Annotated in this window: 12 protein-coding genes; 8 read left to right on the plus strand and 4 right to left on the minus strand. The window is 69.0% G+C overall.

Annotation, left to right across the window (positions count from 1 at the left end):
* Positions 1-48: 48 nt before the first annotated feature.
* The gene (locus GTH22_RS18225; RefSeq protein ID WP_252947012.1) at positions 49-1,059 is read right to left on the minus strand and encodes a tripartite tricarboxylate transporter substrate binding protein; all 1,011 of its coding nucleotides are present in this window, start codon (positions 1,057-1,059) and stop codon (positions 49-51) included.
* A gap of 98 nt (positions 1,060-1,157) precedes the next feature.
* Here GTH22_RS18225 and GTH22_RS18230 point away from each other — a divergent pair, with 98 nt between their 5' ends.
* From GTH22_RS18230 to GTH22_RS18255, 6 genes are all read left to right on the plus strand, one after another.
* Positions 1,158-2,117 carry a LysR family transcriptional regulator gene (locus GTH22_RS18230; RefSeq protein ID WP_252947013.1) on the plus strand — a complete coding sequence of 320 codons (960 nt, stop codon included), beginning with the start codon at positions 1,158-1,160 and terminating at the stop codon, positions 2,115-2,117.
* On the plus strand, positions 2,114-2,584 hold the full coding sequence (locus GTH22_RS18235) for a DUF3237 family protein (RefSeq protein ID WP_252947014.1): 471 nt from the start codon (positions 2,114-2,116) through the stop codon (positions 2,582-2,584). Before GTH22_RS18230 ends, GTH22_RS18235 begins: the two co-directional genes overlap by 4 nt.
* A 259-nt stretch (positions 2,585-2,843) precedes the next feature.
* A complete protein-coding gene (locus GTH22_RS18240) occupies positions 2,844-3,704 on the plus strand; it encodes an ABC transporter substrate-binding protein (protein WP_252947015.1) in 861 nt (286 codons plus the stop codon).
* A gap of 7 nt (positions 3,705-3,711) precedes the next feature.
* Positions 3,712-4,800: a FecCD family ABC transporter permease gene (locus GTH22_RS18245; protein ID WP_371928367.1), complete on the plus strand. Its 1,089-nt coding sequence runs from the start codon at positions 3,712-3,714 to the stop codon at positions 4,798-4,800.
* 4 nt (positions 4,801-4,804) lie between these two features.
* Entirely contained in the window at positions 4,805-5,590 is a 786-nt protein-coding gene (locus tag GTH22_RS18250; RefSeq protein WP_371928368.1) for a heme ABC transporter ATP-binding protein, read from the plus strand.
* Positions 5,591-5,633: 43 nt separating this feature from the next.
* Entirely contained in the window at positions 5,634-5,945 is a 312-nt protein-coding gene (locus GTH22_RS18255) for an antibiotic biosynthesis monooxygenase (RefSeq protein ID WP_252947016.1), read from the plus strand.
* An 80-nt stretch (positions 5,946-6,025) separates the two neighbouring features.
* On the opposite strand, the gene GTH22_RS18260 is transcribed toward GTH22_RS18255, so the two are convergent.
* The 3 genes from GTH22_RS18260 to GTH22_RS18270 form a co-directional block, all read right to left on the minus strand.
* A complete protein-coding gene (locus GTH22_RS18260; protein ID WP_252947017.1) occupies positions 6,026-8,029 on the minus strand; it encodes a TonB-dependent hemoglobin/transferrin/lactoferrin family receptor in 2,004 nt (667 codons plus the stop codon).
* 172 nt (positions 8,030-8,201) lie between these two features.
* Entirely contained in the window at positions 8,202-8,339 is a 138-nt protein-coding gene (locus GTH22_RS18265; protein ID WP_252947018.1) for a hypothetical protein, read from the minus strand.
* Positions 8,336-10,024 carry an FAD-dependent oxidoreductase gene (locus GTH22_RS18270; protein ID WP_252947019.1) on the minus strand — a complete coding sequence of 563 codons (1,689 nt, stop codon included), beginning with the start codon at positions 10,022-10,024 and terminating at the stop codon, positions 8,336-8,338. Before GTH22_RS18270 ends, GTH22_RS18265 begins: the two co-directional genes overlap by 4 nt.
* Before the next feature lie 118 nt (positions 10,025-10,142).
* Between GTH22_RS18270 and GTH22_RS18275 the strand changes: the two genes are divergently transcribed.
* Together GTH22_RS18275 and GTH22_RS18280 are read left to right on the plus strand one after the other, a co-directional pair.
* Positions 10,143-11,069 (plus strand): LysR family transcriptional regulator, encoded by a 927-nt coding sequence (locus GTH22_RS18275; protein WP_252947020.1) that lies wholly within the window; start codon positions 10,143-10,145, stop codon positions 11,067-11,069.
* Positions 11,070-11,199: 130 nt separating this feature from the next.
* Complete coding sequence (locus GTH22_RS18280; protein ID WP_252947021.1) at positions 11,200-12,201, plus strand: tripartite tricarboxylate transporter substrate binding protein; 1,002 nt, start codon at positions 11,200-11,202, stop codon at positions 12,199-12,201.
* Positions 12,202-12,236 lie beyond the last annotated feature (35 nt).

Raw genomic sequence — 12,236 nt, forward strand, 5'->3', positions numbered from 1 at the left:
GGAGGGCGGCGGCGGGACGCGAAAGGGGCGGCCCGCCGCGGGCCGGTGTCAGTCGCTAAGGCCAAGGGCCTTCGCGGTGGCACCAAGGCGCTTGTCGGCGTCCACGGTGCGCGCGCGGCTCTCGGCGAGGCCGAGGTGGCTCACCGGAAAGCGCATCTTTTCGAGTTGGCCGGACACCTCGGGGTCATCCAGAACCGCGCCGAAGGCGGCGTTGATCTGCTCGGCCATGCCCTGGTCCATTCCCTTCGGGCCGAAGACGAGAAAATCGAGGCCGTAAACCGCATTCTCGAAGCCCAGTTCGGCGGCAGAGGGGTAATCGGGCGCGTTCGGGTCGCGGTCGGGCTGGCCGGAAATGGTCGCCAGAATGCGCAGGTCGCCGTTCTCGACATATTGCAGCGTGCCCGGCGTGTTGATCAGCGCGGCCTGGATCTGCCCGCCCTGAAGCTGCACCAGCTTGTCGGCATCGCTGCCCGCCTCGACGACGCGGAACTTGGCGTCATTGCCCATTTCGATCAGCCCGGCCATGAAGTGGGAAGAGCCGCGGATCTGCACGCCGAGCGTGATCTTTCCGGGGTTGTCGGTGGCCGCCTGCATCAGGTCGCCCATGGTCTCGTAGGGCGCATCGGCCCCCACGGCGAGGGCATAGCTGCCGCCCACCGGCATGGCGGCAAGCAGGCTGAATTCTTCCAGCGGGTTCTGGTCGTATCCACCGGTGTGATAGGTGGCGATCAGGCTGGTGTGGTAGAACAGCAGCTGCTGGCCGTCGGGCGCGGCGGTGCGCACCTGCTCCGCGGCCACGGCGCCACCGCCGCCGGGGGTGTTGACCACCACGAAATCGCCGCCGGTCTGTTCCGAAAGCGCGGCCGCCAGAACGCGGGCCGCCGCATCGGTGCCACCGCCGGGCTTGGCGGGCACCACAAGCTGGACCGAGCCCGAGGGCCACTCCTGCGCCTGCGCGGCGGCGGGCATGACCCCGAGCGAAAGCGCGGCCAGCGCGGTGGCGCCAAGGGTTTTCATCAGCCGCCGACGGGCGACGCGGACGTGAGTGTCACGGTGCATAGAGAATCCTCCCAAATGTCTCCTCGCCCCGAAGCTATTGACTTTGGCCATAGGTTGGTAATTCCTTTTGCGGCCCATCCATAACTGATGCTTATGCAATGTCCCTCACCGCCGCCGTCCTGCTCAACCGCCTGACCACCCGCGCCAAGATCCGCCACATGCGGGCGCTCATGGCGCTCTGCGAGCTGCGTGGCATCGGCCGCGCGGCGCAGGCGCTGGGCATCACCCAGCCCGCAATGAGCCAGCTTCTGGTCGAGCTGGAGAAGCTGCTCGATACCCGCCTCTTCCTGCGCCACTCCAAGGGGGTCGATCCCACGCCCGCCGCACTTGATCTCCTGCCCATCGCCAGCCGCATCGTTGCCGCCACCGAGGAGGGGGCCGAGCGCATCGCCTCGCATCACCGCCGGGAGGGCGGCATGGTGCGCGTCGGCTCCAGTGTCGCCGCCACCGGCGCCCTGCTCGACGCGGCGCTGCCCGCCTTCGGCGCGGCGCATCCCAACATTCTGACGCAGGTGCAAACGGTGATCGGGCAGGCGCTCGACAATGCCTTCTCGGGCGACGAGTTCGACGTGGTCTGCTGCCGCGAGCGTGAGGTCATCCCCGACGGATGGGAGTTCAAGGTGCTGGTGCCCGACGAGCTGATCGTGGCGGCGGGCACCACCCATCCGCTGGCCCGGGCCGAGACAGTGACCATCGAGGCGCTCTACCGTGCAACCTGGGTGCAGCACACCGCCGTCTCGCTCGCGCGTGGCCAGTTCGACGAACTGCGCATCCAACACGGCTGGGACGAGCTGAAGCTTGTCCATGTGACCTCGCGCATCCCGGTCATCAGCTGGTCGATGCTGAAGACCGGCGAGCTTCTGTCGCTGGTGCCGCGCAGCGTGGTCATGCCCTGGCTCTCGATCGGCCTGCTGAAGGAGCTCGATGCCGGGCTGGGCTTGCAACTGCCGCCGATCGGGTATCTCTGGCGTCCCGACAGGGTCGGCCCCGCCGTGAGCCGGTTCTTTGCGGCGCTCGATGCATGTGCCACCGAGCTGACAGAGGAGAAAACACCGTGAGCCAGTTTGACACCATCGCGCCCCCCACGCTCGGCCACCGCCTGCTCTGGGAGGCCATCGTCGAGGTGGACGAAATGCGCAGCTTCGGCCCCGGCCCGCACGGCGAGCGCCGCATCGTGCCCATCACCGGAGGCGAGTTTCGCGGTGGGCCGGGTCTTGAGGGGTTTCACGGCACCGTCCTGCCCGGCGGGGCCGACCGCCAGCTTGTGCGCGCCGACGGGGCAAAGGAGCTCGACGCGCTCTACGAGATGGAGGTTGCCGACGGCACCCTGCTCACCATCCGCAATCGGGTGATCATCGACGAAAGCGGCCCCGGCCCGCGCTACGCCCTGTCGCGCATCGAGGTGCAGGCCCCTGACGGCCCCTGGGCCTGGCTCGGCCGCCGCCTGATCGTCGGAACCCTCCAGTCGGCCCGTCCGGCCCGCCCCGCCGTGCTGATCCGCGGCTGGGAAATGACCTCCGCGTGAGGCCGCCCCGGTAGGATGCCGGCTGACGCCCCGCCGACAGCGGCCTGCCTCTGCCTGCAAGGCCGTTTAGGCCCGCCTCCTTGCCTTCGGGCGGCTTGAAGTCGGGTCGGAAGCGCAGTAGATCTCGGGCATTGCCCCATGCCAGCACATGCGCCCCCGCGGCGCGGCCAGCGACACCGCGAAATCTCCGCAAGTGAAAGTCGCCGCTGCCATGACCGCTTCCCCGTCTTCCGCCCGTTGCCCGCATGCCTCCCGCCGGGTGGCCCTTGCGCTTCTGGGCCTGCTCACCTGCCTTGCCGTCGCCGCACCCGCCCGGGAGCTTGCGGCGCAGGAAACCCCGGCCGCCGGGGCCATCGTGTCGCTCGGCGGCACCGTCACCGAGATCGTCTATGCCCTGGGCGAAGAGGCCCGGCTGGTGGCGCGCGACACCACCTCGACCTTCCCGCCAGAGGCGCAGGCGCTGCCCGATGTAGGCTACCTGCGGGCGCTCTCGCCCGAAGGCGTGCTGTCTGTCGGGCCCGACATGATCCTCGCCGAAGCCAGCAGCGGCCCGCCCGAAACGGTGGATGTGCTGAAGGCGGCGCAGATCCCCTTCGTCGTGGTGCCCGATGGTTTCGACGCCGCCGCAATCCGCCGCAAGATCGAGGTGGTCGCCGGGGCGCTCGGCGTCTCCGACAAGGGCGCGGCACTGGCAGCGCAGGTCGAGGCGGAGCTCGCCGCCGCGGTTGCCGCCGCCCGCAGCGACACGCCCGCCCGGGTGCTCTTCGTGCTCTCCATGCAGGGCGGGCGGCTGATGGCGGCGGGGCAGGGCACCTCTGCCGAGGCAATCATCGAGCTGGCGGGGGCCCGCAACGCGCTGAGTGGTTTCGAGGGCTACAAGCAGGTCTCCGACGAGGCGGTGCTGGAGGCGGCCCCGGAGGTGATCCTGATGATGAACCGCGGCGGCGACCATGGCGGCGGCACCGACGACGTGATCGCCCACCCGGTGCTGGGCCAGACCCCTGCCGCCGCCTCCGGCGCGATCGTCCGCCAGCCGGGCCTTCTGCTGCTGGGCTTCGGGCCGCGCACGCCGCAGGCGGTGAAGGCCCTCAGCGAGGCAATTGCCACGGTCGAAAGGTAGGCGCCGGGTGGCCGACGTTCTGACCCGCGCCACAGCCGCGCCCCGGGTGCACCGCGTCGAGGGCGACAGGCGGCACCGGGCATGGCTGGCGCTCTGGGCGCTCGCGGCCCTGCTGGTGCTGGTCTCGGTGGCGAGCCTCGGCACCGGGGCATCGGGCACGAGCCTGCTGACGGCTCTGGGGCAGGTGCTGACCGGCGGCGAGGTGGGGGCACGCGAGGCGTTGATCCTCTTCGACATCCGGCTGCCACGGCTGGCAATGGGCTTGCTGGTCGGCGCGGCGCTGGCGGTGTCGGGGGCGGTGATGCAGGGGCTGTTCCGCAACCCGCTGGCCGATCCCGGCCTCGTCGGGGTGAGCGCCGGAGCCGGCCTTGGCGCCATCGCCGCAATCGTGCTCGGCGGGCTGCTGCCGCTCGCCCTGCAATCGGCGTTCGGCTTCTATCTCGTGCCCGTCGCCGCCTTCGTCGGCGGCTGGCTCTCCACGCTGCTGCTCTATCGCATCGCCACCAGCGGCGGGCGCACCTCGGTCGCGGTCATGCTGCTTGCGGGCATCGCGCTCGGGGCGCTGACCGGCGCGGTCTCGGGCCTGCTGGTCTACATGGCCGACGATGCGCAACTGCGCGACCTCACCTTCTGGGGCCTTGGCTCGCTGGCCGGGGCGACATGGGGCAAGATCGCCGTGGCCGGGCCACTGATCGCGCTGGCGCTGGCCGCCTCGCCCTTTCTGGCGCGCGGGCTGAACGCGCTGGCGCTGGGAGAGGCCCCGGCGGCGCATCTGGGCATCCCGGTGCAGCGGATGAAGAACGCGGCGATCCTGTCGGTCGCCGGGGCCACCGGCGCGGCGGTGGCGGTCTCGGGCGGCATCGGCTTTGTCGGCATCGTGGTGCCCCACCTGCTGCGCCTCGTCATCGGCCCCGACCACCGCTACCTGCTGCCCGCCTCCGCACTGCTGGGGGCCTCGCTGCTGATCGGGGCCGACATGATCTCGCGCATGGTGATCGCCCCGGCAGAGCTGCCCATCGGCATCGTCACCGCCACGCTGGGCGGGCCGTTCTTCCTCTGGATTCTGCTGCGCAACCGCAGCCTGCTGGACTTGTGAGCGAATGCTGAGCGCAACGGATATCGAGGTGCAGCTTGGCCGGGCGAAGGTGCTGCGGGGCGTCTGCTTCGAGGCGCGCCCGGGCGAGGTCACGGTGATCGTGGGGCCGAACGGCTCCGGCAAGACAACCCTGCTCCGGGCGATCACCCAGGAAGTGCCCTATCGCGGCAACGTGCGGCTTGAGGGCGATGACATCGCCGCGCTCCCGGGCTGGCAGCTCGCCGCCCGCCGCGCCGTGCTGCCCCAGCACAGCCGCATCGCCTTTCCCTTCACCGTCCACGAGATCGTCCGACTCGGCCTTGATGCAGCCGCCACCCCGCCGCCGCCCGGCCGGGTGGAAGAGGCGCTGGCGCGGGTCGGGCTCGCGGGCTTTGCCGGTCGCCATTACAACGCGCTCTCGGGCGGCGAGCAGCAGCGGGTGCAGCTTGCCCGCGTGCTGGCGCAGGTCTGGGAGCCGGTCGGGCCGGAGGGGCCGCGCTGGCTGCTGCTCGACGAGCCGGTGAGCAGCCTCGACATCGGCCACCAGCTCGAGGTGATGGACCTCATGGCCAGCTATGCCGCGCAGGGCGGCGGGGTGGTGGCGGTGATGCACGACCTCAACCTCACCTCCATGTATGCCGACCGGGTGATGCTCATGGCCGAAGGTCGTCGGCTGGATCAGGGTCCGCCCGCCGCCGTGCTCACCGACACGGCCCTCAGCCAGGCCTACGGCTGTGCCCTGCGCGTCAACACCGCGCCGCCCACCCCCGCAACCTTCCTGCTGCCCCACACCGCCCGCCCGCCGGGCTGACCCTCACACCCAAAAAGACACCGGAGCACCAAAGGAGACCCAAATGTATCTGGCAATGAACCGCTTCACCGTGAAACCCGAGAATGCCGAGGCCTTCGAGCAGGTCTGGCTCTCGCGCGACACCCACCTCAAGGAGATGGAGGGCTTCGTCGAGTTCCACATGCTCAAGGGGCCGGAGCGCGAGGACGGCACCATTCTCTATGCCTCCCACACCGTCTGGAAGAACGAAGAGAGTTTCCGTGCCTGGACCCGCTCCGAGCAGTTCCGCGCCTCCCATGCCAAGACCGGCGGCGGCAAGCTGTTCGAGGGGCACCCGAACTTCGAAGGCTTCGCCTCGTTCCAGAACATCGCCTGAAACGCGCGCCATCCACCAAAAGGAAACCGCCGCGCGCCCTTCGGCCCGCGGCGGTTTTTCTTTTGGGCTTCGCGGCGCGCTCAGAAGGTGAAGGCGGCCGAGATCTCCAGCGAGCGGCCGGGCTGGGCCAGCTCGTTGGGGTAGATCGTGTAGTGCTGGTCGAACACGTTATCTATGCCCACCCGAAAGCTGCTGCCCGCCATCGCCTTGCTGCTGGGCGTCCAGGCGGCGTAGAGATCCAGCGTTTCCCAGGCCTCGCCTTCCACACCGCCGGAGGGCACGCGGGTCTGCGCGGCGGCAAACGTGGCGCGGGCCCCAAGCAGCCAGTCCGCCTCGGGGCGATACCCCGCCTCCAGCGTCAGCCGGTCCTGCGGGATCGAGGCGAGCCAGTCGCCATCGTCACCCTCGCCCCGCGCAATCGACAGCCCGCTGCCGACGAACCATCTCGCGGTGTCATAGCGGGCCTCCGCCTCAAGGCCCCAGAGCCGCCCGTCGACATTGGCGGAGGTGGTGGTGCCGGCAAAGATATCGACCGTCTGCTCGATGTAGTTCTTCACATCGGCATTGTAGACGTTGACCGAGAAGCTCAACTTGTCGCCGGCCTGCCGCACGCCGCGCTTCTCGAACCGCGCGCCCAGCTCGATCTGGGTCGATTCCTCGGGTTTCAGGTCGGGGTTGGGCACGAAGAAGTTGTCGGGCGGAAAGCCGAAGGGGTTGCCCGCAAAGTGCAGCCCGTCGTTGTAGAGCTCGCTGAGCGACGGGGCGCGGTAGGCGCGGGAGACGTTGGCAAAGAGCTGCCAGTTCTGGTTCGGTCGATAGCTGAGGCCGAGGCGCGGCGACAGGAACTCTTCGCTCACATCCTCCAGCGTGCCGTCGTTGGGCTCGCGCTTGTAGAGGTCGTAGCGCAGGCCGGCGATCACGTCGAACTGCGGCGACATCTCCAAGGTGGCCTCGGCAAAGAGGCCTGTCGTCATGGCGCTGGCCGGCGGGAAGGTGGAGCGCGGTGCCCCGTCGCGGGTGCCCTCCTGGCTCTCGCGGAACACCTCCAGCCCGTAAACCACCTCGACCGGCACGCCGAGGTCGAACCGAGAGCGGTTGGTCACTTCCAGCCCGAGGCTGTCATAGGTGCTTTCGTCAAGGCGCGGGGCGCTCACCCGGTCTTCGGTGATCTTCAGCCGGTCGCCATAGAACAGCACCGACAGGTCGACCGCGTCATTGCCCTCCGGCGCATAGTCCCAGCTCAGGCGAAAGCTCTGCTCGTCGGCCTCGCGTTCCACTTCGGGGTTCGAGGTGGAGGGGGCGCCATTGGCCGAAGCAAGGGTGAGGGCGCTGTCGTGATAGTCGGCAAAGCTGAACTCGATGCGGCTGTCGGCGGACGGCTCGAAGCCGAGCTTGAGCATGGTGTTCTGCTGGTCCAGCTCCGAAAACGGGATATCGGCGCCATCCCCGGCCACGTAGTTGCTGGTGGTGTCGCGGGTGCCGAGGAACAGCAGCGCATCCAACGCGCCCCAGTCGGCATAGACCGAGGTATTGGCCGACCATTGCCCGCCATTGGTGGAATAGCCCATGCCGACCCGCGCCCCGATGGTACGGCCCTCTTCCAGCAGGTCGTCGGCGTCGACGGTTTCCACCGAGATCACCCCGCCGAGCGCGCCCGAGCCATAGAGGGTCGAGCCGCCGCCGCGCACCACTTCCACCCGTTTCACCAGCGCTGGATCAAGGAAGAACCGCCCCCGGTGCCCCTGGTTGAAGTTGAAGCGTCCGCCGTCGAAGCGCAGCACGATCTGGTCGTCGGTGAAGCCGCGAATGTTGGGCTCCAGCGCAATCGCCCGCGGGCCGCCTCCGATGGTGACGCCGGGCATGTCTCCGATCAGCTCCTGAAAGTCGCCCGCCTGCCGGTTGGCCAGCGCCTCGCCGCTCAGCGTCGAGACGGCGACTGGCGTGTCGAGCACCAGCCGCTCGGTCCGGGCCGCAGATTCGACATAGATCGGGTCGAGATCGAAGGCGAGATCCTGCGCCTGTGCCTGTGCGGCCCCGGCAAGGGCCACGAGGGCGGTGGTGGAATAGCATGAAAATTTGCGCATTTGGTCCCCTTCCGACATGCGATGCGTTGAGCAGGCCTGCCGGTTGGGTGGGTCGCGTTGGGTGCCAGCTACAAAAGCTGACTAAAATTGTCAATGAATCTGTCGGGCTTTCCGGCGTCGTTCCGTAACGAACTGGAAACCGTGGCAAATAACCCGCCGAAGCGCCTCAGATTCAGGCGTCGGACGCGTCGATCCGGGCCAAGAGCGCACGGGCGGCACGGGCCGCATGTTTCAGCACGGCGGCCTCGCCCTCTGCCGCGGCAGCCCCTCCCTCGGGAACTCCTCTCTGGGCGGCAGGCATTCGGCTCATGTCGTGGCTCCGGCCGCGTGACGCCCCGCGATGAACCCGAAGGTCAGCGCCGGGCCGAGGTTGATGCCGCCCGCCGGATAGGTGCCCCCCATGACCGAGGCCATGTCGGTGCCCGCCGCGTAGAGCCCCGGCACGGGCGTGCCCTCCGGCCCGAGCACCCGCGCCGTGCCATCCGTCACCAGCCCGGCAAAGGTGCCGAAGCTGCCGGGGATCACACGCACCGCGTAAAATGGGCCGGTCTCGATCGGGGCGAGGCAGGGGTTCGGCCCGTGGTCCGGATCGCCCTGAAGGCGCATGTAGGGCGAGGTGCCGCGCTGAAACTCCGGGTCTTCGCCCCGCGCCGCACTTTCGTTGAACTGCGCAATGGTCGCCGCCAGCCCCTCCGCGTCGATCCCGCAGGCTTGGGCAAGGGCCTCGAGCGTCGCAGCCCGCGTCAGGTAGCCCGCGCGCAGCCAGGGGGCGAGAGGCAGCGGGGCAGGGCGGGTGATGCCCAGCCCGTAACGCCGGATGAAGCGATGATCGCAGACCAGCCAGCTCTCCGGCGTGTCGCCCTCCGCCGTGGCCTCGAGCAGGGCGGTGACATAATCGTGGTAGCCCAGCCCCTCGTTGCAGAACCGCCTGCCGTTCGCCAGCACGCCGATCACCCCGGGTTTGCCCCGCTCGATGATGTGCGGAAAGGTGCCGCGCGTGCCGTCGGGCCAGCGCACCTCAGACACCGGGCACATCGCCGCCGGGGCCACCAGCGCCTGCGTCTGCCGCCCGCCCGCCGCCTCGCCCGCCCGCAGCCCGTCACCACCGGCCTCGGGCACCGCGAGAGAGGCATGGGTCTCGGGGCGGGGGAAGGTGGCATTGCGCCGGGCAATGTCATGCGGGTAGCCGCCGCAGGCCAGCACCACGCCGCGCCGCGAGCGCACCGTCACCTCACCATCAGGCCCCGCCAGCCGGGCCCCCACCACCGCGCCGCCTTCGGTTTCAAGCGAGCCGAGGGCATGTTGCACCCGCAGCTCCACCCCAAGGTCCAGCGCCGAGCGCATCAGCCGCCCTGCCAACGCGTTGCCGTTGCGCAGCGCCATGCCGCGCCCGTGGCGGGCCAGGTGCCAGAGGTGCCGCGCCATCCGGTTGGCCACGTAAATCGCCGAGCGGGGCGCGCGCAGCACGGTCATGAAGGCCCGCAGGTCCGGCCCGGCCTGAATGGTCATGCCCATGAAGCTGGTTTCGCGCATCGGTTTGCGCAGCAGCGCCAGCGCCTTGCCCAGCCGCCGTGCATCGAAGGGCTGCGCGATGACCGAGCGCCCGCCCATGCCCGCGCCGGGCTGGTGGCTGTAGGTATCGGGTATCTTCAGCCCCGGATCGAATTGCAATTCCGTCTCGCGCTCGAAAAACCCCACCATCTCCGGTGCCGCCTTCAGGAAGGCATCCACCAGCTCGGCGTTGAAGGCATTGCCCTGCACAGCCTCCAGGTAGTCCCGCGCCGCGCCGGGCACCTCCTGTGTTCCGCCCGCCGCGCAAACCGGGTTGCCCGGCGCCCAGATCCAGCCGCCCGACCACGCGGTGGTGCCGCCGATCACCTCGGCCTTTTCCGCCACCACCACCTTCAGACCGCCATGCGCCGCCGCAACCGCCGCCGCCAGCCCGGCCGCGCCGGAGCCGGCCACCAGAAGGTCGCAGTCGATGGTCTGGCTCACGTGCATTCTCCCGCCTTTGTCGGCCCCCATGCTTCTGCCGCTTCACGCCTAACGTCAAATGCTTGCTTTTTGTTTTGCGTAACATCAGGTTAATCGCGGCCCGGAGGAGGAGCCGCCCATGCCCGAGATGACCCTGCGCCAGATCGAAGTGATCCGCGCCGTGATGATGACCGGTACGATCTCTGCCGCCGCCGAGATGCTTGGCGTCTCCGCCCCCGGTATCTCGCGGCTGGTGAAGCATACCGAGGAGGCGCTCGACATCCGCCTGTTCGAGCGCAAGGCCGGGCTCTTCGTGCCCTCCGTCGAGGCGAGCCGCGTGTTCGACCATGTGCGCGAGGTCTACAAGGGGGTCGAGAACCTGCAACAGGCGGTCGGCTCGCTCAAACGCGGCGAAGAGGTGGAGCTGGCCTTTGCCTCCGCGCCCTCCGTGGCCCAGTTCATCGCCGCACGTGTGATCCGCCGGGTGCGCGAGCGCTATGCGAGCCTGTTCATCGACCTCAACATCCTCAAGATCGAGGAGACGGTTGATTACCTTCTGCTGGAACGCGGCGAGTTCGTCATCATGTCGACCCCGGTCAAGAATGCCTCGGTCGAGAACGAGAAGATCGCCGAGGGGCGGCTGGTGGTGGTTCTGCCCGAGGGCCACGCGCTGGCCGCGCGGGCCGAGATTTCGGTGCGCGACCTGACGGGCGAGGCGCTCATTGGCATCGAGCCGCGCGACCCCTACGGCCAGATCGTCGCCGAGCCCTTCCGCGCCGCCGGGGTCGAGGTGCAGCACGCCATGCGCGGCCGGTTCGCGCAGACCGTGGTGAGCCTCGTGCGCCACGGCCTCGGCGTGGCGGTGATCGACGAGTTCTCGGTCGCCGAAACCTACATGCCCGGCCTCGTCCGCCGCCCGCTGGCCGAGGAAACCCGCATCTCCATCTACGTCTCCACCAAGAAGGGCAGGGTGCTGTCGGGCTATGCCCAGCACACCATCGAGCACTTCCGGCGCGAACTGGCGCGGGCCATCGAGGAAGGGCCCGGACTTTGGCGGGATGGGTAGGTGCGCATTAACATAAGGTTATCGCAGGCGACAAAAAGGTATTTGACGTTACCTGTTGCCCGACGATACTCCCCGTCCATCGGAGCGGCCCCATCGGGCCGCCACTTTCCGAACTGTCTGGGAGGACACCATGAACAAGCTGATCTTCGGCGCACTCTCCGCGCTGACCCTCACCGCTGGCGCCGCGCTGGCCGAATACCCCGAGAAAGAGATCCAGGGCTTCATCCAGTGGGGCGCCGGTGGCTCCACCGACACCGTGATGCGCTCTGTCACCCCCCATGCCGAAGAGGCCCTTGGCGGCACCATCGTCATGCAGAACATGACCGGCGGTGTGGGCGCGATTGCGCTGAACCACGTGTCTGGCGCCGATGCCGACGGCTACAGCCTGCTGATGGGTGCCGAAAACCCGCTGCTCTACAAGGTGATGGGGCTTGGCGACAAGGACTACTCCGATTTCATCCCGCTGATCCTGCTGGCCCGCGGCACCCCGCTGCTGGTGGCCAACAACGACGCGCCCTTCGATGATTACCAGGGCTTCGTCGACTACGTGAAGGCCAACCCGGGCGAGATCCGCATCGGCGCCACCGGCCCCGGCGGCCTGCCCTCGGTCATCACCGCGATGATGAACGAAGTCGAAGGCGACCTCGACATGATCGCCGTGCCCTACGACGGCGACGGCCCGGCGCTGACCGCCATGCAGGGCGGCGCGGTCGACGTGATGCCCGCAGTGCTCGGCGCCGCCATCGAAGGCGTGCGCGCCGGCAACATGAAGGCGCTCGCCGTCTTCGACGTCGAAGCGGCCGCAAAGCTGCCCGACGTGCCGATCGTGACCTCGTTCAACGAAGGCTACAACACCTTCCTGCCGTGGGGCTCCTTCTTCGGGGTCTTCGCGCCCAAGGACACGCCCGAGGACGTGGTCGCCAAGCTGTCGGAGGCTTTCGCCACCGGCGCCGAGCACCCCGACTTCCTCGCGCTGATGGACGACCGTGGCTTCAAGATGATGAACATCTCCGGCGACGAGGCGCAGGCCTTTCTCGACAAGTGGCAGCAGGGCACGACCTGGCTGCTGAACGACGCCGGCCTCACCAAGGCGTCGCCCGAAGAGTTCGGCATCGCGCGCCCGGGCGAGTGATCATCTGGCGGACGGCCCCTGCCGGGCCGTCCGCC

The organism is Oceanicola sp. 502str15 (assembly GCF_024105635.1).
Classification (GTDB): domain Bacteria; phylum Pseudomonadota; class Alphaproteobacteria; order Rhodobacterales; family Rhodobacteraceae; genus Vannielia.